General features: G+C 54.4%; 18 protein-coding genes. 11 read left to right on the plus strand and 7 right to left on the minus strand.

Annotated elements, in window-relative coordinates:
* Window positions 1-581: 581 nt before the first annotated feature.
* The 6 genes from SH528x_RS26190 to SH528x_RS26215 all read left to right on the plus strand — a co-directional run bounded on the left by SH528x_RS26190 (window position 582) and on the right by SH528x_RS26215 (window position 7,823).
* The gene (locus SH528x_RS26190) at window positions 582-1,091 is read left to right on the plus strand and encodes a hypothetical protein (RefSeq protein ID WP_442506395.1); all 510 of its coding nucleotides are present in this window, start codon (window positions 582-584) and stop codon (window positions 1,089-1,091) included.
* Window positions 1,088-2,575: a sodium:solute symporter family transporter gene (locus tag SH528x_RS26195; RefSeq protein ID WP_442506396.1), complete on the plus strand. Its 1,488-nt coding sequence runs from the start codon at window positions 1,088-1,090 to the stop codon at window positions 2,573-2,575. Before SH528x_RS26190 ends, SH528x_RS26195 begins: the two co-directional genes overlap by 4 nt.
* A 112-nt stretch (window positions 2,576-2,687) precedes the next feature.
* Window positions 2,688-3,782, plus strand: a complete 1,095-nt coding sequence (locus tag SH528x_RS26200; RefSeq protein WP_442506397.1) for an aspartate/ornithine carbamoyltransferase family protein — start codon at window positions 2,688-2,690, stop codon at window positions 3,780-3,782.
* A 126-nt stretch (window positions 3,783-3,908) separates the two neighbouring features.
* On the plus strand, window positions 3,909-5,828 hold the full coding sequence (gene asnB / locus SH528x_RS26205; RefSeq protein ID WP_442506398.1) for an asparagine synthase (glutamine-hydrolyzing): 1,920 nt from the start codon (window positions 3,909-3,911) through the stop codon (window positions 5,826-5,828).
* A 106-nt stretch (window positions 5,829-5,934) separates the two neighbouring features.
* Complete coding sequence (locus SH528x_RS26210; RefSeq protein WP_442506399.1) at window positions 5,935-6,342, plus strand: hypothetical protein; 408 nt, start codon at window positions 5,935-5,937, stop codon at window positions 6,340-6,342.
* A gap of 137 nt (window positions 6,343-6,479) precedes the next feature.
* On the plus strand, window positions 6,480-7,823 hold the full coding sequence (locus SH528x_RS26215; protein ID WP_442506400.1) for a DUF3748 domain-containing protein: 1,344 nt from the start codon (window positions 6,480-6,482) through the stop codon (window positions 7,821-7,823).
* Between the two features lie 136 nt (window positions 7,824-7,959).
* Here SH528x_RS26215 and SH528x_RS26220 read toward each other — a convergent pair whose 3' ends face one another.
* On the minus strand, window positions 7,960-8,886 hold the full coding sequence (locus SH528x_RS26220; protein ID WP_442506401.1) for an Rpn family recombination-promoting nuclease/putative transposase: 927 nt from the start codon (window positions 8,884-8,886) through the stop codon (window positions 7,960-7,962).
* A gap of 366 nt (window positions 8,887-9,252) precedes the next feature.
* Entirely contained in the window at window positions 9,253-12,057 is a 2,805-nt protein-coding gene (gene polA, locus SH528x_RS26225; protein WP_442506402.1) for a DNA polymerase I, read from the minus strand.
* A 302-nt stretch (window positions 12,058-12,359) separates the two neighbouring features.
* Between polA and SH528x_RS26230 the strand changes: the two genes are divergently transcribed.
* Window positions 12,360-13,352: an NAD-dependent epimerase/dehydratase family protein gene (locus SH528x_RS26230; RefSeq protein WP_442506403.1), complete on the plus strand. Its 993-nt coding sequence runs from the start codon at window positions 12,360-12,362 to the stop codon at window positions 13,350-13,352.
* A gap of 386 nt (window positions 13,353-13,738) precedes the next feature.
* Here the strand turns inward: SH528x_RS26230 and aroA are convergent, their stop codons facing one another.
* Window positions 13,739-15,223, minus strand: coding sequence for a 3-phosphoshikimate 1-carboxyvinyltransferase (gene aroA, locus SH528x_RS26235; protein WP_442506404.1), 1,485 nt, complete (start codon window positions 15,221-15,223; stop codon window positions 13,739-13,741).
* 25 nt (window positions 15,224-15,248) lie between these two features.
* Entirely contained in the window at window positions 15,249-15,521 is a 273-nt protein-coding gene (locus SH528x_RS26240; protein ID WP_442506405.1) for a hypothetical protein, read from the minus strand.
* Window positions 15,522-15,786: 265 nt separating this feature from the next.
* Here SH528x_RS26240 and SH528x_RS26245 point away from each other — a divergent pair, with 265 nt between their 5' ends.
* Together SH528x_RS26245 and SH528x_RS26250 are read left to right on the plus strand one after the other, a co-directional pair.
* Window positions 15,787-16,260: a hypothetical protein gene (locus SH528x_RS26245; RefSeq protein WP_442506406.1), complete on the plus strand. Its 474-nt coding sequence runs from the start codon at window positions 15,787-15,789 to the stop codon at window positions 16,258-16,260.
* A 133-nt stretch (window positions 16,261-16,393) separates the two neighbouring features.
* Window positions 16,394-16,969 carry an adenine phosphoribosyltransferase gene (locus tag SH528x_RS26250; RefSeq protein ID WP_442506407.1) on the plus strand — a complete coding sequence of 192 codons (576 nt, stop codon included), beginning with the start codon at window positions 16,394-16,396 and terminating at the stop codon, window positions 16,967-16,969.
* Window positions 16,970-17,072: 103 nt separating this feature from the next.
* On the opposite strand, the gene SH528x_RS26255 is transcribed toward SH528x_RS26250, so the two are convergent.
* A complete protein-coding gene (locus SH528x_RS26255; RefSeq protein WP_442506408.1) occupies window positions 17,073-17,612 on the minus strand; it encodes a hypothetical protein in 540 nt (179 codons plus the stop codon).
* 452 nt (window positions 17,613-18,064) lie between these two features.
* On the opposite strand from SH528x_RS26255, the gene SH528x_RS26260 reads away from it, so the two are divergent.
* Together SH528x_RS26260 and SH528x_RS26265 are read left to right on the plus strand one after the other, a co-directional pair.
* Window positions 18,065-20,173 carry a multiheme c-type cytochrome gene (locus tag SH528x_RS26260; protein ID WP_442506409.1) on the plus strand — a complete coding sequence of 703 codons (2,109 nt, stop codon included), beginning with the start codon at window positions 18,065-18,067 and terminating at the stop codon, window positions 20,171-20,173.
* 137 nt (window positions 20,174-20,310) lie between these two features.
* Window positions 20,311-22,185, plus strand: a complete 1,875-nt coding sequence (locus SH528x_RS26265; RefSeq protein WP_442506410.1) for a hypothetical protein — start codon at window positions 20,311-20,313, stop codon at window positions 22,183-22,185.
* A 343-nt stretch (window positions 22,186-22,528) separates the two neighbouring features.
* Here the strand turns inward: SH528x_RS26265 and SH528x_RS26270 are convergent, their stop codons facing one another.
* A complete protein-coding gene (locus tag SH528x_RS26270; RefSeq protein WP_442506411.1) occupies window positions 22,529-23,614 on the minus strand; it encodes a hypothetical protein in 1,086 nt (361 codons plus the stop codon).
* 91 nt (window positions 23,615-23,705) lie between these two features.
* Window positions 23,706-25,508 carry a hypothetical protein gene (locus SH528x_RS26275; protein ID WP_442506412.1) on the minus strand — a complete coding sequence of 601 codons (1,803 nt, stop codon included), beginning with the start codon at window positions 25,506-25,508 and terminating at the stop codon, window positions 23,706-23,708.
* Window positions 25,509-25,553: the final 45 nt, after the last annotated feature.

Raw genomic sequence — 25,553 nt, forward strand, 5'->3', positions numbered from 1 at the left:
GAACACGGTTTCGGGTAAAGTGAATTCGAGGTCAAGGGATGCGTCGCGATTGGACCATCACACATGACCACGATGATGTTTTGTAATAATTCGCCAGCGGGCGCGTCCCTACTGATTGGGGGCAGCCATGTTGCAGCGCCACTGAGTATAACGTTTTGCGCCAAATTTGCAGGTGTGCACGGAGATAGAACAACCTTTGGTAGCAAGGAAAGACCGATCCTCAGTCTTACCGAGTTCGACTTGCTTAATCCGATGAGATCGGGGGGTGAGTGGGGAGGGTTTTGGATCGCCGCAAAATTTGGTATTCTGGCCGCTCATCTGAACATGGCAGGCTTTTCACATCGCGGTGTCTGACCGTAAAAACTGAAAATTCGAACTTCGTTTGGACGACGTTAAGTTAAGATTTCCCTTGAGACACCAGCGAGGGAATCATACGAATTGAAGTGACGAAAATACTTTGGCGGTTTGCTTCACTTTAGTACTACGAACGGTTCGTAACAAAATCGCGAGTTATTTTCCCAGGAGATGCGGTGTTTTCTTGCCGTCATGGCATAACGTTTCACAGGAGCCTCGCAGCGTCGATGACGCTGTTTTTTCTTTGGCTCTACCTTGCTCAGGTTTCGCCTGTTTCCGGTCAAGATCCGTCGATTAAACCGGACGCCGCGACATCCCCCCAAGGTTTCAGCGCCGACGCATTTGAACAATTGCTGGCGTTCGAGCAAACGGAATTCCCCGTCAACAAAGAGGGCTATCTCTCGCTGAACTGGAACAAGGTTCCGGGTGCTAGCGAATACGTATTGCTGGATGCTGAGCAACGCGTCCAATACCGAGGTGCATTCCCCGTTGCCTTTGTATCAGGCCTATCTAACGGCACTTATCCGTTTCACGTGCAAGCCAAAGATGCCGACGGGGACGTGATTGCAACCACGCAAATCCCAGCCGTGGTGGTGGTACGACACTGGCCATTGACGTATGCGGTTGGGCTGTTTTCTGTCGGCCTTGCCGTGTTTCTTGTACTGGTGTTTTTGATCACCTGGGGTTCGTGGCGGGCCCCACCGGAGAGTGATGAACCAAGTGAGGACCATTCATGATTGTTGCTGCGACTCCGATTTTGAGTTCGACAGCGGGCTATGTGATGTTGGCGTTGTTCAGTGTCTTATGGATTTCGCTCGGTCTTTGGTGGGGACGACGCGCCAAATCGTATGACGGGTTTGCGGTTGCAGGCAGAAACGTCGGATTAGCGTTGGCGACGGCAACCGCCGTGGCGACGTGGATCACCTCGAACACCACGATGCTGGCACCGCAATTTGCATTGCAATTGGGTGTATGGGGCGCGGTCGCCTATGCAACAGCGAGCTTCGGGCTGTTCGCGTTTGCGCCGATGAGTGGCCGCATTCGGAAATTGATGCCCAATGGGTATACGGCGGTCGAATTTGTCCGCCGCCGCTACGGCAGCTGGGGAACGATCCCGTTTCTGATTATCTCGATGTTCTACGCGTTGACGTGGTTGATATCGATGTCGATGGCCGGTGGTAAACTGCTCAATGTATTGTCAGGCATCCCCTACGAAGTCGGTATGACCGTGGTCCTGTCGGTATGTGTTTTGTACACGCTGTTTGGCGGAATGTATGCTGTCATTGGCACCGATTTCATCCAAAGTTTGATCATTTTGGTCGGGCTGGTTGTGGTCGCAATCGCGGTGCTTGTCAAAATAGACATTGCCGATGTGCACGAAAAACTAACACTGGATCGACCGATGTTGTTGTGGGTCTTATTTCCTGCCGCCTTGATGTCGCTATTCAACAACATGTTGTTTAGTTTTGGCGAAATTTTTCACAGCAACGTATGGTGGAGCCGTGCCTTTGCGATGCGAGAGGGTGTTGGCCCCAAAGCGTATGCCCTTGGTGGACTGTTGTGGTTACCCGTCCCCATTCTGGCTGGTTTTTTAGGTCTGGCCGCTCCAACGCTTGGCATCGGCGTCAGCCAGCCTGATACGGTGGGTCCATTGGTGGCCGCGACCTTATTGGGGTGGGGCGGTGCCTTGTTGGTTTTTGTCATCGTCTTTTGCTCGTTGGCGTCGAGCATCGACAGCTTGTTGGCGGCCACCTCGGACTTGATCGTCAATGACGTGATAGAACGATGGTCGCCTCACAAGTTAGCCGATACAGCCAAACGGCGTTATTCTGCAATCAGCATTGTGTTGCTCGGCGTCTTATCTTGGGCGTTTGCATGGCCCAACGTAGGAACTCTCGCCACCGTGTTGTTCTTTGCCGGGCCGATGGTCGGCAGTTGTATCTGGCCAATCGTTGGCGGATTGTATTTTCGCCGCCCCAGTGCTGCGGCCGCTTGCAGTGCGATGGTTTCGGGCAGCATCGTCGGCTTGGCTGCTTACCACTTTATCGGTTGGTTTGTAGGATCGTTGGTCGGCGCGGCAGTTTCCGGAGTTGTCTTCGGGTTGGTCACGCTGTTTGTCCCCGACAACTTTCAATTTGAAACACTGTCGACTCTCGAAGGCGATGACGAGTCTGTTGACGCCTTGGACACACGCGAGCCGATGGGAGCGAGTTTGTCATGATGTTTTCTGTCTCTTTTCTTCAGTGGCTTGTCGTGGGCGCGCTTGTGCTATCCAGCATCGGCGTGATCATGCTCGTCGCGTTTTTGTTCTTCGATTCTCGTGATAAGAAAATATGGTGAAGAACGTGAATACAAAAACAAACTCTCAATCTCTTCGCAGGACAACGGATGTGGCGATGAACTCAAAAGGAATGCAATTGTGTCCGGGCGATCTGCTCAACATTTGCGACGGCAAGATTGATCGCGAGGCCCTTGAGGCACTCGCGGGCCAATCGATCCTGAACCCGCGACAATTCGATCGTCGCACTGTGATCGCAATCGCTCAATTGGCTGCCGTGCTGGAGATGCGAAATGTCGAAATCGACAAGCCGCTCGACGGCAAGATCGCAATCACCGCGTTTTTCGAAGCCAGCACTCGCACACGATTGTCATTCGAGAGTGCGGTTCAGCGTCTCGATGGCAAAGTGCTCTCGGTGCCCGATGGTCAAGTCACCGGCGTTGCCAAGGGCGAATCACTAGCAGATATCGGCGAGATGTTTAATACGTACGGTGACGTGGTCATCATGCGGCATCCCGACACCAACAGCATGGACGAGATTCGCCGCAACTTGCAGCGGCCGCTGATCAACGCTGGTAACGGTTCGGGGCATCATCCGACGCAAGCGTTGATCGATTGGTACTCGCTATTGAAATGGCGGCCGGAACTGGCCGTGGAAAATTGTCCCGAAGACCGACGCGTGCACTTAGGGATCATCGGGACGCCTGGATCGATGCGGGCGGTGAAAAGTTTTCTGCGGCTATCGCTGATGTTCACCAATTCGGTCAAGCGGATCACGTTGATTTCAGAAATGGCGGATCCGGTTGGTTTGGATTTGACCGAACCGATCGAAGAGTCTCCGATTCCAATCGACATCACCAATGACGTGCAAGAAGTGCTGCCGCACCTGGATGTCGTGTACGTCAATTCGATCGCATTTCTGGGCGATAGTTATCGCAACCTTGACGGTCGCTATAAACTCGATCGCAGCAGTAATTTGAAGCCGGGTTCAGTGATCATGCACCCGTTGGCACGCAACGACGAGTTATCCGAAGACTTGGACGAAACCGAACACAATCTTTATTTTGCCCAAGCAGCGGGCGCGGTGTTCGTGCGGCAAGCACTTTTGACCGCGGTACTGGATCGCTTGGATCGAATCAGCGGAATCTAATCTCACGGCGATCGATTGATGCTGACGAAGGGATCGCAATTCACTTCGGCGGCAAGGCGGCACTTTATTGAATGACGGTGCGCCGATTGCATCACCCCCAACGCAAAACACCCAACAGGAAATCAAATGTGTGGCATTACTGGGTTCTGGAACCCATCACGAACCAATGAACGCGAACTGCGATTCACCCTCGATCGCATGCTGGACGTCTTGGACCATCGCGGCCCCGACGAACGCGGCAGTAAGTTTTATCTAGATAACGGTGTCGCACTCGGGCACACTCGGCTATCGATCGTGGGTTTGAGCCATGGTCATCAACCAATCGAGACCACCGAAGGCGACTACGCCATGACCGTCAATGGCGAGCTGTATGGCTACAAGCGTGTAAGAACTCAGCTGGCTTGCCAACAATATGATTGCAGCGGTAAAAGTGACAGCGCGATCGCGTTGCCGCTTTACTTGCGAGACGGATTGTCGTTCGTCGATCAATTACGAGGCGAATTTGCCATTGTCCTGTACGACGATCGCAAGAAACGTTTGATTTTGATTCGCGACCGATTTGGCATCAAACCACTCTACTATTCGGTAAACGACAATGGCCTGGTTTGGGGATCGGAAGTCAAGTCGATCCTAAAACACCCCGACGTGACACCTAAGCTGTGCCCCAAGGCGGCGCTGCATCAGATGATGCAAGTGATGGTGCCTGGCACTACAGCATTCGAAGGCGTCCATGCTCTGCAGCCCGGGCATATGCTGATCGCCGAGATGCGTAACGGACGTCTGGAGACAAAAACCGAGCGATGGTGGGATTTTGTCTTTCCCACATCGCATGACCCCAATCCGGATCCCGCCGAATACGTACAAGGCGTTCAGGACCGTTTGATCGACGCGGTCGCGACACGACTCGAAGCCGACGTACCGGTCGGTTGCTACCTTTCGGGTGGCATCGACAGCTGTTCGATTCTGGGGTTGGCGACGACGCTTCAGCAGTCGCCGGTCAAAGCGTTCACGATCGCATTTGACAATGATGAGTACGACGAATCGAACATCGCCAAACTGATGGCCGATCGCACCGGAGCCGAACAAGAACTGCTGCGGCTTACCGAAAAAGAACTCTATGGCCCTGCCTTTGAACGTGCGACATGGCATGCCGAACGCACGTTTTACAACACTTTGGCGGTTGCCAAATGGCACATGAGCCGCCGCGTGCGCGCGTGTAATTACAAGGCGGTCATCACCGGCGAAGGATCGGACGAATTGTTTGGCGGCTATCCGTTTTTCAAGCGGGATTGGTTGGGCCGCGAAGATGAAGGCGGCTTGTTCGCGGGCGCGATTCTGTCCGAAGAGGACATGACGCATCCGGCATGGGAAGACCTGTGTGGCTTCACTCCGTCTTTTATGCAGCCTTGGATGCTGGTGCTCGAGCGAATCCGTCCGTTGCTGTCCGCCGAAATGCAAGACTTGTTGCGTGAGTATGATCCCGTCGCAGCGGTCGCCGCTGCAATTGATCCGGACCAAGTTCGCGGGCGACACCGACTGGATATCTCCCAGTACACATGGAGCAAGACGATGCTGGAAGGCCAAATATTGACTTGGGGTGGCGACCGCATGGATATGGCCAACAGTATGGAAGCCCGGCCGGCGTTCTTGGACCATTATTTGGCCGAGTACGCAACGACGATCCCGCCCGAAGTGCGAATTCGCAATGGCGTTGAGAAATGGGTGTTGCGTGAAGCAATGGTCAACGTGCTGCCGCGCGAATTGTATGAACGTAAAAAGTTCGCATTCATGGCACCGCCCGCGCACACCGATCCGGTCAAGCGAAATGCGGTCCAAGAGATGATCGACCACTGGTTGACTGAGAGCCGCGTCAGTGAAGTTGGATTCTTTAACCGCGACGCTCTGAATCCGTTTATCGAAGGGGCGTGGCAAGAAACCGACGGCACGCTTGCGCGGCGAAACGATATCGTGATCAATCACACGCTGCAGTTGCACATGCTGCACGGTCAATACGTCGAAGACCTTCCACTTCCCGTGGTCGATTGATGCGAGATATAATGCTCGCTCTTCCGAAAACAATTTTCGAGGGAGCTTGCAAACGGAATAACACTCTGCGGTCCAGCACAACCATCTTGCATAACGAAGGCATTTTGTGGCCGACAACCTAACCGATGAACAAATCGACACGATTCGAGCCGAATTGCACGCGGGTCGCAAACTCAATGCGGTTAAGCTGTACAAACAATGGACTGGGAGCTCTCTTGTCTCAGCAAAGAACTACGTAGAGAGTCTCCCCGCTGGCCCAGCGACAGATTCCTGGGACAAGGATCTAGATGGGAAGCAGATCGACGAAATTCTCGACGCCATCCAAGAGGGCAGCAAGCTCAAAGCAGTCAAGCTGTACAAAGAAAGCACGGGCGTGAGGTTGAAAGAATCAAAAGAATTCATCGAACGTTTGATGAACGAACTGGGAATCGAACAAAGAAAGGGTTGTGCCGCGACGATCGTATTGTTTGTGATTGCAGGCATCGTGACACTTCCATTTTTGCTTGATTCGTAAACCGAGAACTCACGATCACGGGCTTGAAACAACCAATTGTCCGCCGTTAATTGCGAGATCGGCGATCAGTGAGAAGTGGCTTGGTAGTTTTTCTGAGCACAGCGTGAGTGCTCTTTTCGGGGACTCTTCAGTAGCACATGAATGGCATCGTTTCCAACGCTCGACTTCGCGAACGATCGATCACTCGCAGTGACCGCAATCACATCCTGACGAACATCGGTGTTTGGTCGCAGGATGGTCAGTGGATCTATTACGACGTCCGCAGTGATGCAGCGGGTTCTCTGTTTGATGGCACTCGGATTGAACGGGTGCATGTCGGTACCGGCGACATTGAAGTGGTTTACCAAGCCAAGCACGCAGCTTGCGTCGGCGTGGTCACCGCGAGTCCCGTCGATGACAAAATTGTTTTCATCCATGGGCCGGAACATCCGAGCGAGGATTGGGCGTATGCCGCTTGGCATCGCCGAGGGGTCACCGTTGAACTGCAACAAGGCACCGATGGCAACAAACACATCGTCGCCAATCTTGATGCTCGCGATTTAGTTCCACCGTATACGTCGGGCGCTCTTCGCGGAGGCACTCATGTACACGTTTTTAGTGGCGATGGTCGCTGGGTCAGCTTTACCTACGAAGACCATGTGTTAGCGACCTCGACCACGGCGGGGGCTCATCAGAATCAGCGGAACGTCGGCGTGTCGGTTCCCATCGCCCAGGTCCGTGTCCCGACAACGCATCCACGAAATCACGATGGGGCGATGTTCAGCGTCTTGGTCACAACCACTTCGGATACTCCGACGCCTGGCAGTGATGAAATCAATCGAGCCTACAGTGACGCGTGGGTGGGAGAGAACGGCTACCTTCGCGGCGATGGCTCGCGACAAGTTCGTGCGTTGGCATTCATCGGCGACGTGGTCTCGCTTGACGGCCGCACCGTACCCGAGCTGTTTGTCGTGGATATTCCCGACGACGTCACGGTCACTGGCGACTTGCCGCTCTGTGGCACTTCATTGACGCGTCCCGCGCCACCGCGAGGAACAGTACAGCGACGATTGACGGATACGACGGAGAGAAAGTCCCCGGGACTTGGCAACGTCCGACATTGGCCGCGTAGCAGTCCCGATGGCAGCAGAATTGCTTTCCTGATGCGAGATGATGCGGGGCGAACGCAGCTGTGGCTTGCTTCGCCAACCGAACCGGGGTTCCGTCAACTCACTCACAACGATTTCCCCATCGAGTCTGCGTTTAGTTTCCGTGCCGATGGCGCCGCAATCGCCTGTGCTGCGGGCGGTTGCATCTGCGAAGTGGATATCGCCGACGGCACTACCACTCCGCTCGCCGCAGCATCGGACCCTGCCAGTGCCGCACGTCCCGAAGCGGTGGTTTATTCCCCCGATGGAAAGCATGTCGCGTTTCTGCGACCGGATCGCTCGATCGCAGGGAACCCTAACCAGATTTTTGTTGCAGAGACGCGGTTGGGGTGAGTGAGGCCGAAAACTCGTGACGATTTTCGCGTCATTGGGAGTCCAGTAAATGTGTTGGTGCCCCTATCCTTCAGCCGCCCGCTAGTCGCAATGTGGTGAAGGCAATCTCAATAATCTCGATTCAGAAATCATGGCATCATTGCAGACCGCGTTTTCGCAGTCGCTGCTGTATGTCTTGTTCAATCAGTGCCAGTTCATCGAGCGAGAGGTTCGACAAGTTCTCATTGGACGGAGACGCAATACCCGCAATCTCTCGAAGCATCTTGATGGTGCGAATCCGCTCCTCGCGTTTGCCGACTTCGAGTCCTTCCTGGCGTCCTTCCTGAAGCCCTTCCTGGCGGGCTTCCTGGCGGGCGAAATCAAGGTTGGCGCGGACGTCACGTTCAAATTTCAGTCTCTCTTCATACAATCGGCGCTGGTCAGGATCTCGGGAAATCATCTCTAATACTCCTGTCGCTTCGGAAAACGCCGGGTCAGGTAGACGGCGAATGATCTCTTCGGCGGTCAGTTCGTCGGCTTGTTGAAAAAAGTAACACCACTGCTCGATCGGGTGGGTGACAGCTTCATTATGGCTAGGTGGCGAGTATTTCGGCAACTCTAACAAGTGAATTTGCAAGTGATCAGTGAGCGTTAGTCGATGTTTCGCGTTCATTAATCTAAAATCGAGGTGTAGATCGGGGATATCGCGAAACAAGATTGCGTCCAAAATGCAAATTCCGATCGAAGGGCGAAGATCTGCATAATCGCTACCCGTTCCTATTTGCTCAACTAATTGAGTCGCCACATAGTAGGTCAGTCGTTCGCGAAGTGCAGTTGGCTTGGTGCGCTGAATCTCGATATTGAATCGATGTCCAAGTTGGTCTTTCGCACGAACGTCAAGAATGGAGTACTTGTCCTCATCAAACTCTTTCTCAATGATCGGGTTGAGGATTTCCACCTCTGTTATCTTTGGCGCCCCGTCCAGTACCGCATTTAGAAAATGCAGTGTGATCGCCGGATGTTCTGGGCTTCCGAGCAACTTTTTGCAGGCAAAATCAACCAGCGGATCAATGCCGATGGACATGACAACTTCGATTTAAAGAGAGTAACACGTCACACGTAACAACTTGATTATGCCCGATGACAGCCGCCGCTGATACAGCAACTTCGTACGATACCACGCATGAAACCGAGTTATGACAGTGTGCGCAAAAACTCGTGGCGAGTACCGCTACGCGGGTTGCGAGACCCTTAGGAACCGTTCGGAAATAACTTCCCCATTTCCAAGATGTTACCCGAATGACATGAACTTTGGGTGTAGTGGACGAGGCTACCAGTCCCAGCGACTTAGTGGCACGACGGGACTCGTAGCCTCGTCCACTACAGAGAAAACACTTCCCGCGTGATTTTTAACAAAACTCGAATCACGAAGTTATTTCCGAACAGTACCTTAGTGCGCCTCGAGCCAGTTATCGCCGATCCCCATTTCGACCACGATCGGTACGCTCATCGGCATTGCCGTCTTCATCGCTTGCTCAATCACCGGCATAACGACTTCGCTTTCCGACTTGGGCATGTCAAAGACAATTTCATCGTGTACGGTCAGCAGCATCTTGGTTTTGAAGTCGCCTTCGGTCAGCGCTTCGTGTACCCGGATCATTGCCAATTTCAGCATGTCGGCTGCTGTGCCCTGAATCGGGCTGTTCATCGCCAAACGCTCGGCTGCACTGACCACCGTTTTACTCTTTGAATTGATGTCGCGGATATATCGGCGTCGCCCCGTACGCGTGGCCACATAGCCGTGCTCTTTGGCAAACGCAATCGTGTCGTCAATATATCTCTGGACGCCGGGGTACTTTTCAAAGTAGTTGGCGATCAACTCGTTGGCTTCACCACGAGGAATGTTCAGTCGTTGCTGCAGCCCGAATCCCGAGATGCCATAGATGATGCCAAAGTTTACGGTCTTGGCTTTGTCACGCATCTCACGCGTCACCTCTTCGGGATCGACCTTATAGACCTTGCTCGCCGTGACGGTATGGATATCTTCGCCACTGATAAACGCTTCACGCATCGCCTCGTCGCCGCTGAGTTCGGCCATCACACGAAGTTCGATTTGCGAGTAGTCGGCCGAGAGCAGCACATGATGTTCGTCGCGTGGTACAAACGCGGCTCGAATTTCGCGGCCGCGTTGTTTCCGTACTGGGATCGTCTGCAGGTTAGGGTCGTTGGATTGGATGCGACCGGTCGCGGTCCACGTTTGGCTGTAATGGGTATGCAGTCGGCCTGTCTTAGGATTGACCGCCGCGGGAAGTTGATCGACGTAGACCGATTTCAGTTTGCGGGCGCTTCGGTATTCGAGCACGTCACGAATGATGGGATGTTTCCCGGAAAGACGCTCTAATTCGGCTTCGCGAGTCGAATATTGTCCGGTCGCCGTCTTCTTGGGGTTCTTTTCAATCTCGAGTTCTTCGTAAAGAACGACGCCAAGCTGCTTGGGAGAATCGATGTTGAACTCGTGCCCGGTGGCGGCAAAGATTTGATTTTGCAGGTCCTCGATTTCACCGCTCAGTGTGCGTGAATATTCGTGCAGCGCTTCGCTGTCCAGCCGGATGCCTTCGTATTCCATGTCCACCAAAACGCGGACAAGCGGGAATTCGACTTCGTAACAAACTTGGCTCACCCCCGCGGCGTCGAGATCCGCACGCAGGATCTTGGCGACTTGGAACGTGACATCGGCGTCTTCGCAAGCGTACTCGGCCACTCGCTCGACCTCGACGTCACGCATGTTCTTTTGTTCTTTCCCCTTGGGACCAATCAAGTCGCTCGTGGGAATCGGTTTGTAGCCCAGATACAGTGCCGAAAGATAATCGAGTCCATGCCGCATCTCGGGCTCTTTCATCGAGTGGGCCAGCATCGTATCGACAAGTTTGCCGCGAACATCGAATCCATGCCAACGCAAAACCGAAAGGTCATACTTCAGATTGTGACCAACCTTTTCAATCGAATCGTCTTCGAAAATAGGACGAAATTCATCGATCACCGCGTGCGCTTGCTCGGGATTGTTCGGACACACGACATAGTAGGCAGAGTGCGGCTCGAAACAAAACGCAATCCCCAGCGGAAACGCACTGCGAGGATCGAGTGAAGTCGTTTCGGTATCGAAACAGATCGAATCTTGCAGAGCCAACTTGGCGATCAGATCGGCGCGTTCGGCCGCAGTATGAATCGTGTGATAGGAATGCGGCACATCATGAATCGTTTTTTCTTCGACCGGTTCGTCGAACAATGTCGCTTGAATTTCCGATTCCCGTTTTTCGCGAACGACATTAGCACGAGCCGATGCGGCGGAGAAAGACTTACCAAAGACTCGTTTGCCAATCGCATCAAACTCGAGTTCCGTCAGCAATGACTTGAGCGCATTGGTGTCATAGCTCTTCCACAGCAAGTCGTCAATTTCAACGCTGTGTGGAACGTCCAATTGAATGGTGACTAGACTCTTCGAGAGCAAGGCTTTGTCTTTGTTCGATTCGATGTTCTCTTTTTGTTTGCCTTTCAACTCAGACGACTTGGCATACAGATCTTCGATCGATCCGTACTTGGCGATCAATTTCTGAGCCGTCTTGGGTCCGATTCCGGGGACACCAGGAATATTGTCACTGGCGTCGCCCATCAACCCAAGGATGTCGATGACTTGATCAACTCGCTCGATTTCCCATTTCTGCAAAACTTCTTTGACACCGAAGATTTCCGCATCGCCACCTTTGCGGCCAGGCTTGTAGACAAACACGTCTTCGGTGACGAGTTGGTCATAATCCTTGTCCGGAGTGACCATGTAGGTGCGATAGCCTTTGGCCTCGGCTTGATGCGCGATGGTGCCGATCACGTCGTCGGCTTCGTAGCCTGGCATTCGGATGCTGTGGATTTTCAGTGCCTCGAACAGCTGATCAATCAACGGCAACTGTTTGGCAATGTCCTCGGGCATCTCATCGCGTTGGGCCTTGTATTCGGGGAACGCTTTGTGTCGCACCGTCGGCTCGGGAGTGTCAAAGGCGACTGCGATGTGAGTCGGTTCTTCGCGCCGGATCAAATCCAACACCGTGTTCAGCACCCCAAAGACCGCCGACGTGCAGATCCCGCCCGAGGTGAACCGGGGACTGCGAACCAGAGCAAAGTGGGCTCGGTAGGTGAGCGCCATTCCGTCGAGCAAGTAGAGCTTTTTGTCGCTTGGGAACAGGTTGGACGTTGTATCAGCCATGGTCGCTGCAAAATGAGGAAGCGTGTCAAAGAATAACGCTATTTTTATCGCACAAGCGTCACTGGCGTAAGCCGATCGATTCGCTACAACTAATTTGCCGATCGTCGCCCGATGTCTCCGACATCGGTTCTCATGGTCGTCCGATGTCTCCGACATCGGCTTTCATGTCGCCCGGCGTCTCCGACGCCGGAAATGATGTGTAGAAGACCGCGGATGTCGGAGACTTCCGGCGACGATGAAACCCTGTACCGATGACAGGCTGGAAGCCTATCCCACTTTTTTCTTTGATTGATCTGAGTCTTATGCGTGTTCTTGTTACCGGGTGTGGCGGATTTCTTGGCCGTGAGATTGTGCGTCAATTGCTTCGCCGCAACGACTCGGTGATTGGAATCTCACGGGGCGTGTATCGCGACCTGGTCGACAAGGGAATGCAACACATCCGTGGTGATCTCACCGACGCCGTTTTTTGCCAAAATGCAATCCGTGATGTCGACGCGGTAATTCACACTGCAGCGGTCGCGGGGGTTTGGGGGCCTTGGGACCATTTTTATTCGATCAACAAACAAGCGACCGATCATGTGATCGCGGCGTGTCAAGCGAATCAAATTCGTCATCTCGTTTACACCAGCAGCCCAAGTGTAACCTTTGATTCGCAACACCAACGCAATCTGGATGAATCGGCAGCCTATCCGAGCAACTGGCTGTGCCATTACCCCCACACAAAAGCGTTGGCCGAACAGGCGGTGATGGCAGCGAATGTCCCAGGGCAACTGAACACCGTCGCGCTGCGGCCGCATTTAATTTGGGGGGATGATGACCCGCACATCATTCCGCGGATTTTGGATCGTGCACGCCGTGGGCGGTTGAGAATCGTTGGAGACGGCAATAATAAGGTCGACACGGTTCATGTCATCAATGCCGCAGCGGCTCACTTGGACGCGTTCGATTCGCTTGATCGTGACCCGAGTCGAGGAGGCGGCCGAGCTTACTTTATCGCTCAAGACGAACCGGTGAATTGTTGGGATTGGATTCGCGAAATTTGCGAAATAGGAGGTGTCACACCACCAAAACGCAAGATCAGCTACAAGGCAGCATATCGCATCGGGGCGGTGCTGGAATCGGTGTATCGCGTGCTTGGGCGTACGCAAGAGCCGCCGATGACACGCTTTGTGGCCGCTCAACTAGCCAAGGATCATTACTTTGATATTTCGGCGGCAAAAGAGCGGCTCGGCTACCACGTTCGCATTTCGATGAGCGAAGGGCTCGATTCGCTACGCAAGTCACTTGAAAAATAGAATTTTCATGACGACGGGTTGCTTGTGCAACTTGAAAACAGCGTGCAAATGATTGCCCGAAAGATAAGCGAAGGACCGAGTCGAGACGGAGAGTCTCGCGTTTTCGCTTTTTGAAGTTGCTTTATTAATTGTCGCGGAGCGACTATTTTCGATAGCCTCGGACTTTAGTCCGAGCATTATTCGTCAATCTCAATCGAGTCCCAGCGGGACGTTTTGTGTTTCGATCGTTCGCCACAGAACGTCGCTCTGCGACTTGATACCTATTTCGGCAAGGAAACCTTGGACTAAAGTCCAAGGCTATCTCACGAAGTGCCTCCGGCACAAGAACCACTACGCCAGTTGTTTGGCTTGCATTCCTGACATTTTTTTCTTTACAGCCACTTCAGTCACGCTAAGCAAGACCACTGATGGCTGCGTCCGATCAGCTTTTCTAGATCGGCAAAATATTCTGGATAGGTTTTGGCCGTGCAGGACGGATTCTTGATTTTGACGCCCGCGATCCTCAGTCCTGCTAATGACAAACTCATTGCCATGCGATGATCGTGGTACGTTTCCAGCACCGCACCCTGTAACCCTTTCACGCCGTCGGCAGGGGGCGTGATCGTTAAGCCATCTTCGTGTTCGGTCACCGTGGCGCCGAGCTTTTTTAGCTCGCACGCCAAGTCACCGATGCGATCGGTTTCCTTGAAACGGTTGTGTGCAACACCACGCACTCGAGTTGGACCGTCGGCGAACAAGGCCACGACCGCCAACGTTTGCACGGTATCGCTGATTGCGTTCATGTCGATATCGATGCCGCGGAGCGGACGCCCGGTCACCGTGATTCCGTTGTCGTCTTCGTCGACCTCGCAGCCCATTTTCTGCAACACGTCGACAAAGCCTACGTCTCCTTGCATCGCGGCATGCGTCAGCCCGGTGACGGTAACCGAACCACCGCTAATCGCCGCGGCGGCCCAGAAGTAACTGGCCGCCGAAGCATCGGGCTCGATCGCGTAATCGAGACCACGATAACCGTAGCCATCGGTGCTGGCGGAACTCGAGATATCAAAGGCAATGCTTTGCCCCGCGGCGAGTCCCGAGGTGACTGTAGTGACCCTGCCACCAAACGACTCGATCACTTTCGAGGTCATGTCGACGTACGGTCGCGAAACCAATTCGCCGGCGACTGCAATCCGCGTGGTGCGAGCTGGACTCGAATTAGCATCGCCGGAACCAATCGGAGCGGCCATCATCAACCCGCTTAAATATTGGCTGCTGACGGAGCCGCCGACATTGATTTCCCCGGCATTCCATCCCGCCGAATCGATCACGACAGGAGGGCAGCCATTTGCCGATTCCGCGTGGATCGTTCCATTCATGATCGGGACGATGGCGTCGACCAGATCCCCGATCGGCCGCTCGTGCATCCGGGGAACTCCATGCAGATTGTATCGCCCTCCGGCCGCCGATAGCGCCGCGGTCAGAAAACGAATCGTGGTACCGCTGTTGGCGATGAACAGTGAATGGGGATCGAGTTGCCTTGTGGACGCGGCTCGCGGTCCGTCGTTATTGACTTCGATCGTGCGACCGCCATCGGACACGTTGATGTCTAAACCGATCGTTCGCAGCGCCTCGATCATGACTTCGGTGTCTTCGCTACGCAGAGCTCCGGTCAACTTGGAGGCTCCCGAGGCAAATGAGGCACAGATCAAAGCTCGATTGGTCAGACTTTTACTGCCAGGCGGCTGGATCGCTCCGGTCACTGCACCGCCGGGAACGACTTGGACAACGGTTTCCCCGCGATCGACGGTTTCCCCACGATCAGACGGGGCGTTTTCTTGGGGGGCAGCTGAGCGGTCGGTTTTGGGGGCAGAGGTCTGGGGTTCGCGCATGATGGCAGACAGTGGGGGAACGAGGTTACATCGCCACTGGTGTACCCTGAGTCCGCACGACCAACGACCCGATAATCATAATCCCCAGCGTGCCGGTGTGAACCAACCATGCATCACCGCTCTGAGCTACGGTCCGCATCGTGACAAATGTCATGACTAACAATGCGATGTAAAACTGACGCTCTGACCAACGGGCCAATTCGCCGTCGCTGACTTTGCTCAGGAAAAGAATGCCGAGGGCAAGCAGGGGAAGAACGATAGCATCGACGATTCGGAGGGTTTGGAAAAGATCCGACACGTGATTTGCTCCGAATGATGAGATGAGATGAGGTCTGATTCCGCTTGTCTCATGTTGTGCCGCCCCCTCGATAGGTCGACTTTAGCGAATCTGCAAAATTTGCGGGAAATAGTGGTCGCGCCGTTGGCTTGCTAGCCGGAACCTCCACTTAATCGTTAAAGCTTTCCTCAAGCGACTCAGCTTTCCTAACCGATAGAAACGTTAGCCTTCGTTTGGCGATCGATTTTCTGTTTGCGCGTACGATTTCTGGATCGGATCTCGAGTCATGGACTTTTCCACGATTACTGCCTCTATCGCAAAGAAGCTGCTGCTATTGGCTCTTTTGGTTGGGCTTGCTCCGACCACCGGATGCCGTATTTGTGCTGAATGCGAAGATCTGTCCTACCCCGCCTACGGAGGTGCTTGGCAGCGGACGCGTCGCGACGGAGGACGAGTCGGGAGCATCTTTGACCCAGGTGGGGCGAGAAATTCCGAATTGGTCAGTCGCGATTTGCCACTGAGTCCGGACGAGAAAGAGCGTGCAAAACGCAGCGGAGACGAAGATCGTTCCCTTGAGGAGACCGATGGCGTTGACCCCAAATCGTCGTCAAAGTCCGATTCAATGAACCTCGACAATGAGGACTCGGATGGAAGTCAGTACGATGAAGAAATGCAACGCAAAGAGCAAGAATTGCGAGACCTAGATCTCGATGAAATCCGGATTTTGCGTGGACGTCCAGAACCGCTGACCGGAGCCTAATGACACTGGGGAGCGATCGTGCTCGTGTCGATCGTATCAGGATTTCAAAATCCGCAGCCTACTACCTTCACGTTTGGCTCTGCTTTAGGCTGTATTGATCCACTTTATGTTTCACACCACACGAGCCATTTCCATGTTGGATCTTCGTCGTTTCGTCCGAGACATTCCCGATTACCCACAACCGGGGATTCTGTTTCGGGACATCACCCCGATGTTGGCAGACCCGAAGGCGTTGGCCGCCGCTACCGAGGCAATGGCCGAGCCATTTTTGGACGCCAAGATTGACATCGTTGCTGCGGCAGAAGCTCGTGGCTTCATCTTTGCCGCTCCGCTCGCGATTCGGCTCGGTGCCGGTTTTGTCCCCATTCGCAAACCAGGCAAGTTGCCGTTCAACATGCACTCGTTTGCGTATGAGTTGGAATATGGCACCGACGAGCTACAGATCCATGTCGATGGGGTCAAACCAGGCCAACGCGTCTTGATTGTCGACGATCTACTGGCCACCGGCGGGACAATGGAAGCATGTTGCCGACTGTTGGAAAAGTGTGATGCTGAAATCGTCGGCTGCTCATTCCTAATCCACTTGGTACAACTGGGCGGCAAAGAGCGGCTGAATCCGTATTCTGTGCATTCGGTTCTCGACTACGACCAAGACGACGACGAAACCGAGTTAAGTGCGCAGAACGAATTTCCCAATCCATCGTTTTGATAAAGTCGTTGCTCGCTCCACGATCTAAACGAAAGTCGGCAGCCGAGCTACGCCAGGATTCTCACTGCGTTGCGGAGCTGAACGAAGGTCTTGACGACTTTTGCTACCACCACTCTTTGATCTCCATGTGGATTCCTTTGTAAACCCACACGATTGCCGATTGGATGTAATGTGCCGAGCCCAGCTTTTCGCCGAAGCCGGGGAGCCCCAACAACGCGATGAATGCGAGTATGAAGCCGCCAAACGCAATCGTGCCGTTGCCTGATTGTTTGTAGCGGTTTTGCCTGAACGGAGTCCACCACGTCGAGCGGATCGGATCCGGTTTTGTCAGGTCACGTAAACGGCGAACGGCGAGTTGTGCGTTCCCATCGGGCGCGTTGAAAATCCACTGCGGATGAACTTCGGTGCGAGCGTCAGCAAACTCCAATTCCCAAGGTCCAGAAATCTGGATTTGGGACGCGTGCTTGGCAGCCACCATCAACGTAAATCCGTCGATCGACGTTTCTTGCACAGTCACAGGGATGCGTTTACGCCCGACGCGGATCATCGCCTTGCCATCCGATTGCTGAATGGGGCAGCGAAAAAAGGTCGATTCGCCTTCGGGATGTTCTTCGTCAGAACAGGTTTCAATTGATTGATTCATGCGATTAGATTTTCCATCGTCGGGAAGCAATGGATGTTAGAAAAGGAGAGAGTTCACAAACACGATTCCCCTCGGCAATAGAACTCTCCAGCAAACCCTACTGCTAAATCGAAGCTGGAGTCGAAACGATCTGTTACGAGAATTCCGAAAGAGAATTCGTTGAGGCAGAACGTGCGATTTGTATCGATTAGGCAGGCTAGAGCTTTCTCACATCTCGCTTTTCGGATAGTGGACGAGGCGACAAGTCTCCGCTTTTTTCTTTTTTCGTTGGACTCGTTGCCTCGTCCACCACGCACCACCATGTCAAACCTTGCCGATTAGGTCGACTTGTCCCCAAAAACCTGTTGGGAGTGTGGTAGCGATCGAATCGTGTCGATGGACAACAGAAACGCGGCTGTGTGTTACCACGGCTTGCACTTTGTCCTTTGGCTCGAACCCGAGACTGTTTCCCCATGCGTCCCATCGCAATCCCACTGCTGTGTGCGGGCATCGCGACGATCACGTGGTTTTCCGCCTACGCGGACGACTCGCCGAATTCACGCGCCGACCGACCGGTACGGATTGCTGCCAAACAGAGTGACCGTATCGCAAGTGAGAAACAAACTCGTGACTTGCTAGCACTCGACTACGACGACGACCTGCTTGCCAGCGATGACGATCTGCTAGCGTCCGAGGATGATCTGCTCGGTAGCGACCTGCGCGGTAACGACCATCTAGGGGACGATTTGATAGGGGGAGATGACGATTTACTTGGAGATGGTTCGCTAGGCAGTGACGATCTGCTGGGGTCAGACCCGATGACGAGTGGTCGTGGTACCGAACGCGACCGGTTGTCAGATCCGCTGGACTACCTTGGTCCTTCGATAACCGCCCCCGCCGATTCCGGCGCCAAGCCAGCTGCTCCCGTTGCAAAAGATCCTCACGAGGCCTTGTGGACCGAGAACAGTTATCCGTCGGCCGAAACGTGTCGCAGTTGTCACCCGAAACACTATGACGAGTGGAGTGTCAGCTCGCACGCTTACGCGGTCGTGTCGCCGATGTTTCAGCGGTTTGAGCAAGTGATGCAGGAGTACACGCAAGGAACAGTCGGCTCGTTCTGCGTGCGTTGCCATTCTCCCGTCGCGACGCAGCTAGAGTTACCCCGATCGACCAGCGTACTTGATATGCCGCCCGTTGTTCGCGAAGGGATCACCTGCATCGCCTGCCATCGGGTGAACGAACACTATTGGCGCGGAAGCAACGGCGACCGGCGGATTGAACCCGGCGACATTCATCAACCGGTGGGCAGCGGTTCGCACTATACGGGCGTTGCCGATGCAGTCGCTCATGCGGAAGAGCTGAAACTAAAATTGTCGCCGCATCAAACGGGTCCCGGGCAACCGATGCACTCGGCCAGTTTCTTCTTTGAACCACTAACAAACAGTGACGTCTGTGTTTCGTGTCACCAAGTCGCGGTCCAGCCTGGGATTGCGTTGGAAGTCGTGCACTCGCAATACCGTCACGGACCTGCAGCGGCAAAAGGCATTTCGTGCCAAGATTGTCACATGGGTGCAGTCCCTGGCAAAGCCGAGGGCTACGATTATTGTCACGCTGCCGTGCTGAATGACAAACCATATGGCGAGCCAAAGAAGCACGCGAATCACTCGTTTTGGGGGCCGGGCTACCCGATCGCTCATCCTGGAATTTTCCCTCACAATCCCAAGGCCAAACAATACTCGCCACGCCAGTGGCTCGATTTCGATGACCGTGCTGGTTGGGGAACCGAAGCATTCGAGCAAGCGGTAACGCCGGGGATGCACTTTCCGCCGCCGTGGGATAACACCGACGACCGTCGGGACGCACGCCGCATCATTGATGCCAACCTGCTAAAGATCGAAGAGAAACGCTCGACCGCCGTGATCACCCTCGAAGCGGGCGTGGACGTCAAAGGTCCGATCTTTTTGAGCGAACCTCGCTCCGGGGCTCCGCTGAACATCGCCTATCGAGTCTCTAATATCAGCGAAGGACACAACTTGCCCACCGGATCGCTCGGCGCCCAGCCCCAACTATGGCTAAACGTCGCGCTGATCGATCCCGACGGACAACGGGTCTGGGAAAGCGGCTACCTCGATTCGAACGCCGATCTTGCGGATATGAATTCCTATGATGTGGCCAAGGGGCAGGTGCCGCGAGACAAGGGGCTGTTCAATCTGCAAACCAAATTTTTGATCAACAATGTTCGTGGCACCGATCGTGAAGTGGCGTTGCCATTGAATTTCAGCGTGGATCAATTGGTCTTTCTGCGTCCCGGTGCTGTTCCGGTCAGCGTGCTGAACCATCCGCCTCTGATCCGCATGGAAGCGCACTCAATCCCGCCGCTGGATCATCGCATGCCGAAGTACCACATCCCCGCATCGGTGATGCAAAAAAAGGGACCTTACCGCTTGAGCGTTCGCATGCGAAGTCGAATGGAACCGCCCTATTTCATGCGTCAAATCAATAGTACGCCCGACATGATTCGCCGCATGACGGCCAATATGCTGGACGTACGACAGAGCAGCCACACGTTCTTGGTTCGATAGTTTATTCGTTTGTCAAACTTGTTTTCATCGCGACATCTGATCGCATTTAATCCCCATCCAAATTCCGAATCGTTGTCGTGAAGCAGACCATCAACATCGTCGATTCTCTTGTGAGACAGCTTCATGCTGCCCGTCGGATGGCTTCACGGCAAGTCGCTGGACAGCGTGCGGTCGTGACTCACCCTGTTCTGAGCATCTTGGCACTCGTTGGGATGATCGGATTGGGGATGGTCGGATCGGCTAGTTTCAGTATCGCACAAAACCCGACGTGGTTACCGAGCGTCAAGCACCCGACGCGATTGCCGTTGGTGGATGCGTTGGCAGATGTGGCCCCCATCGATACGAAACACGAAACCACGATGCCGATCTCTTTCGAAGAATCGGTATGGATGTTGCCCGAGACCGAATTCGTGACCAATCGGTTTTATCAGTCGCTGCAGACACGCGTTTCCCAACGACCGGAACTCGAAACTTCACCGTCCGCCCTCGATCCGATTCCAAGCCGTTCGTTGGATTTCCCCGATCCGGTGCTGACGCTGAATCAGACCGCGGATGACGATCCGTCTTTGTTTGCGATTCAACACAATTTCGATCCGCGGGCGAATGCAGCTTACAATTCGTCAAACAACTCATCGCCTCATGCATCGAGTGATTTTTCGAGCGACTTTTCACCGACGCCGATCCCAAACACGTCAATGTACCACGACGGCCAACGGGAACAGTGGCCCTACGATGCCAAAAGTGACGTGCCGACCCAATACCCCTTGGTTCAGTGGGGCCGCCAGTGGTATGGCGACGGAATCACGCCAGAGGGGATCGATTGGTTTGGCCCCACCAATCTGGTTCGGCCCAAGTTCTATGTGTACGGCGATTACCGAACCGGGATCGCAGCCGGACGAAACGCCGCCGGACGCACCGACAACTTGGCGAGCCGATTGAATCTAGATCTTGATTTACAACTCACCGATACCGATCGATTCCACGCTTTCGTGGGACCGCTTGATAAAAACAACCAATTCACTCGCTGGGAAAAAGTGGGTGACGACATCAAGTACCGAAGCGAATTTGATTTGACTCCTGTAACGGGATTCTACGAAGGCGATCTCGGTGTGTTGATGGGAGCATCGCAGTCGCGAACCTCTCCGTTCGAGTTGCCGTTCACGATCGGTTTGGTGCCGCTGTTGTTCCAAAACGGGATCTGGATGGAAGACGCGGTCACGGGTGCAGCGTTTGCTTTGCCCTCGGGGCACAGCCGGCTACTGAATTGGTCAAACTTTGACGCTACTTTCTTTGCGGTCGTCGATCAAATCAACAGTGCGGCATTTGGCAGCGATGAACATGCCGCACAAGCGTTTGGCACCGCGTGGTTCATCGAAGCCTATGGCGGGTATATCGAAACCGGCTACGCCTATGTGCGTGATCGCAACCAAAGCGAGCGGAGCTATCACAACATGACCGCCAGCTTCACGCGTCGCTATTTCGACCGAATCAGTAACAGCATTCGTGTGATCGTTAACTCGGGCCAAGATCTGCCAAAGGATGAGCGGACTGCGGATGGGGCACTGCTGTTGGTCGAGAACAGCTGGATCACCGCGAATCCATTGACGTTTGTCCCTTATGCCAACTTCTTCTATGGCTGGGATCGTCCTCAATCGGTTGCGCGAGCGGCAGGTTCGGGCGGGATCTTGCGTAACACCGGGATCAACTTCGAGTCGGACGGACTAAACGGTTTTGCCACGCTTGACCCGACCGCAGCCGACACCGCGGGTGGAGCGGTCGGCGTCGATTTGATTGCCGACGATCTCGGTCACCAGTGGCTGCTCGAATTGGCATATGTCACGCCGCACGGAAACGGCAACCCCGCAGTTCCGGCGGACCAATTTGCCGCGGGAACGCGTTACCAAGTGCCGCTAACCAACGCCACATTATTGCGTTTTGATGTGATGTACGGCTGGCGAGGCGAGCTGCAGGACGTGTACGGCACGCGGATGGAATACCGCTGGAAGTTTTAGCGGGGAAGTGATTTAGAATTCACCCTCCCAGAGGGAGGGTCGGCCGCAGGAAGCGGCCGGGGAGGGCTGGTGAATTTTTGCTTGCACGTTGCACCGCTAACACTGCGAGCCCCACCCAGAGACGGCTACCGCCGACTCTGACCTCCCCTTTGGGGAGGTGAATCTGATTTACCCTCCCGTGTGCGGGAGGGTCGACCGCAGGAAGCGGCCGGGGAGGGCAGGTGAAACCATGCTTGCACCATCCACCTCTAACACTGCGAGCCCCACCCAGAGACGGCTACCGCCATCTCTGACCTCCCCAAAGGGGAGGTGAATTCAGCACCAACACGTGGCGTCTGAGAACTCACTGGCCTTCGGTGGCCAGTTTGCGAAAGTAGGCTTCGATGGCTTCGCGATAGTGCGTGGGCAAGTCACGGCTGATTTGCTGAAGCGCCTCGTTGCGTTCGGCGGGCGGCAGGTTTCCCCATCCGTCACGATCCTTGATCTTCTTTCGATCCACATCGCCATTGCCGCTGGCGCCACCCGCTTGGCTGTCGGCCATCGGGGCACCTTGGCCACCCTGACCTCCTTGGCCGCCGCTGGATTGTTGTTGCTGTTGCTGCTGTTGTTGTTGTTGCTCTTCGATCTTCTCGATCAGCTTCGTCAACTTGTCGATGATCTCCTGCTCACGCTTCTCGACTTGTTCATCGCTGCGGCCCAAATCCAAACGGCGAGTCACATCGGTCATGATGCGAGAGATCTCGTCGAGTGAATCTTCTTTGAGCGGTTTGATGTCGGAAACCATCATCGTCGCGGTTCGCGAGAATCGGATCGGGCAATCATCTTCGTTTTCGAGCAGACGACGCAAATCGGCCAACGCTTCCTTTTTCATCAGCAGCGCATGGTAGCAAGCACCGCGATAGAACAGCACCGCGGCGGGATCGATCGATTCGGTCGGATCGACTTCGGCAATTACCGGAAGGGCTTCGTCGTAAAGTCGATTGCGAACCAATTCGCGGCCCAACCATGTGCGAACGCTCATCCGCATCGTCTTGGGCAAGGATTCAATCTCGCCATAGGCGGGGGTGTTGGGGTCGATGCTGGCACTGGCGGCAGCAAGACTTCGCTGGGTCGAGCTAACCAGGTTTTCAACGGTGGGTGCGATACCACGAATCACCGCGACGAAGGCGTCGAGCGAATCGGCGTCATTTTTTTCGATCGCCGAAACAAATTCGTCCGAGGCTTTGTCCATCCGATCGGGAACAATTCCGAGTTCATCCAACGACGATCGCAACATCTGCGACATCTCGTCGACGTTGTAGGCCTGCCAACTTGCTCGACGCTCCAGCGCATCCGCACCGATCACCATCGAAGCGAAAATCGCCATCGAGACCCAGACAAAAAATGCGATCAACCAGCGGTAAACCGCATGGTGTTTTGACTCGGACACTTTCACCGCCGACGGTCTGGGGTGGGCAGACGCGGTTTGATGAAGGGCTCTTTGAGAAGCGTTGGTGTAACCCACAGACAACCTCGCAGTTTTATTGATTGCGTTTGAGCACCAAGTCACGAGTGATTTGATACAGCCGATTCTGACGTTCAGACAAGTCTTGAAGCAAGGGCAATGTCTCGTCTGCCGTTGATTCCTTAGATTCTAACAACCCCGAGTAGCGGGATGTCGTTGTTTTTATCCGCGTTTCCATCGTACGGATCAATTTCAATTCGGCCAGTGCTTCGACAAGGGGTTGCTCTTGCTTTCCCCCCTGCTGAGGCTGGCCCTGCTGTTGCTGCTTCTTCTTTTCCAGGTCCCGCTGGGCCTTCTGAGTGGCGGCAATCATCTCCTCAAGAGCCGCTAATATGTCTTGCTGGATCCCTTGCGTCACTGCATCTATCTTAGTCTCTCCGAGCCGTTCGGCCACGTGCGTCGTATCAAGTCGAATTTGTGAGACAACCTCGGGGAACGCGACACTCGAACCTTCTTCACGTAGTAATAGCATCGCTCGGTCCGCTTCGAGCGTAATTTTCTTTTCTTCAAACGCCAAATCACCCGCTTTTAGGTCGGTTTGACGGTTGCGCTGGGATTTCGGGGTCGCTGCCAGTGCAATCGTGTCATCCAAAACCTTGGACTGCATCGCTGCCATCCGCCGCAGCCGACTTTCGAGCTTCGCCAGCTCGCGTTGCATCTCTTCTTCGCGCAACTGACGCAAAATCCGCTCGAGTCGATCAATGGCCTCACGCAGATTGTCCTCGGCTTCTCGCTGTTTCTCCGTCGCGGCGGCTCGCTTGTTTTTTTCAAGTTCCTTTTCCGCTTCCTTCATTTTCTCGATCGCCTTTTGCAACTGCTGCTCGGCTTGTTGTTGAGGGCTCTGCGGCGACTGAGCTTGATCTTGGGGCGAATCCGATGACTCGGGCGAAGATTCTTCACCTGGGGGCGACTGCGATGGATCGCCACTTGGTTTGGAATCCGATGGTTTTGCTTCGGACGGCTTTGCGTCCGATGGTTTGGCATCCGACGGTTTGGGGGATTCAGACTCGCTCGGCTTGTTCTCGGATGGATCGCCCGATTCGCCAGGCTTTTGCTCACTCGGGGTTTGGGGGTCCATGCCTTCCCCTTTATCGGATTTGGCATCGTCCGATTTCGTATCCCCGGATTTTGGATCATTTGAATCCTTGGGCGAATCCGATTCCTCACCCGGCTTGGCGGGTTTCTCGTCCCCTTTATCCTGTTTGTCGTCTGATCCGTCGTCGCCTTTTTCCTCTGCCGATTGGTCTTCGGCATCTTTCTCGGACAGTTCCGCCTGCAGTGCTTCGCTGCGTTTGGTGATCGCTTCCTGTTCGGCCTGCACCTCTTTCAAATCGGCATCGTTTTCATTCCGAGCCCGTGTACTTCGCTCGGCACGTTCGACTCGTTTTAGATCTTTGATCAGGTTTGCAACTCGCTGTTTTTCATCGCGAATTCGCTTCGAACGATCCTCGCTCATCAGCAACTGCAACAATCCTTGCAGTCCATCGGCGGCTCCCTTTTGTTTGTCAACGGCTTCTTGGAACCGCTGGTTTTCTAGTGCGTCGGTGGCGTCACGCAGTTGGCTGAGCACAAATTGGTCACGTGATTGACGCGCCGCCCGGCGCAACAACGCGGCACGTTCCGGATTTTCAGCGGCTTCCATCTCGGCCAGCCGCAGCAACAGTTCTTCCAACCGCTCGTAACGCGACGCAACACCGGTTTGGCGTTCGGGAAGGTTCGCTTCCTGAGCGGTGGCAAATGGGGCTGCAACGAAGCCGCTGAGCAGAAACCCGAGCCCGAAAATGAAGACGAGGTTTCTAAGAGTCTTTGGTTGAATCATGATTCGATCACTCGGATTAATCGTGTTACGGCAAAACCGTCATGC

This window comes from Novipirellula methanifontis, from assembly GCF_052161655.1.
Classification (GTDB): Bacteria; Planctomycetota; Planctomycetia; order Pirellulales; family Pirellulaceae; genus Novipirellula.

What these genes read in the sequence shown, in the direction of transcription:
- SH528x_RS26190 (WP_442506395.1), top strand. Translation starts at nt 582, where the DNA reads ATGACGCTGTTTTTTCTTTGGCTCTACCTTGCTCAGGTTTCGCCTGTT.
- SH528x_RS26195 (WP_442506396.1), top strand. Translation starts at nt 1,088, where the DNA reads ATGATTGTTGCTGCGACTCCGATTTTGAGTTCGACAGCGGGCTATGTG.
- SH528x_RS26200 (WP_442506397.1), top strand. Translation starts at nt 2,688, where the DNA reads ATGGTGAAGAACGTGAATACAAAAACAAACTCTCAATCTCTTCGCAGG.
- asnB (WP_442506398.1), top strand. Translation starts at nt 3,909, where the DNA reads ATGTGTGGCATTACTGGGTTCTGGAACCCATCACGAACCAATGAACGC.
- SH528x_RS26215 (WP_442506400.1), top strand. Translation starts at nt 6,480, where the DNA reads ATGAATGGCATCGTTTCCAACGCTCGACTTCGCGAACGATCGATCACT.
- SH528x_RS26220 (WP_442506401.1), bottom strand. Translation starts at nt 8,886, where the DNA reads ATGTCCATCGGCATTGATCCGCTGGTTGATTTTGCCTGCAAAAAGTTG.
- polA (WP_442506402.1), bottom strand. Translation starts at nt 12,057, where the DNA reads ATGGCTGATACAACGTCCAACCTGTTCCCAAGCGACAAAAAGCTCTAC.
- SH528x_RS26230 (WP_442506403.1), top strand. Translation starts at nt 12,360, where the DNA reads ATGCGTGTTCTTGTTACCGGGTGTGGCGGATTTCTTGGCCGTGAGATT.
- aroA (WP_442506404.1), bottom strand. Translation starts at nt 15,223, where the DNA reads ATGCGCGAACCCCAGACCTCTGCCCCCAAAACCGACCGCTCAGCTGCC.
- SH528x_RS26245 (WP_442506406.1), top strand. Translation starts at nt 15,787, where the DNA reads ATGGACTTTTCCACGATTACTGCCTCTATCGCAAAGAAGCTGCTGCTA.
- SH528x_RS26250 (WP_442506407.1), top strand. Translation starts at nt 16,394, where the DNA reads ATGTTGGATCTTCGTCGTTTCGTCCGAGACATTCCCGATTACCCACAA.
- SH528x_RS26255 (WP_442506408.1), bottom strand. Translation starts at nt 17,612, where the DNA reads ATGAATCAATCAATTGAAACCTGTTCTGACGAAGAACATCCCGAAGGC.
- SH528x_RS26260 (WP_442506409.1), top strand. Translation starts at nt 18,065, where the DNA reads ATGCGTCCCATCGCAATCCCACTGCTGTGTGCGGGCATCGCGACGATC.
- SH528x_RS26265 (WP_442506410.1), top strand. Translation starts at nt 20,311, where the DNA reads ATGGCTTCACGGCAAGTCGCTGGACAGCGTGCGGTCGTGACTCACCCT.
- SH528x_RS26275 (WP_442506412.1), bottom strand. Translation starts at nt 25,508, where the DNA reads ATGATTCAACCAAAGACTCTTAGAAACCTCGTCTTCATTTTCGGGCTC.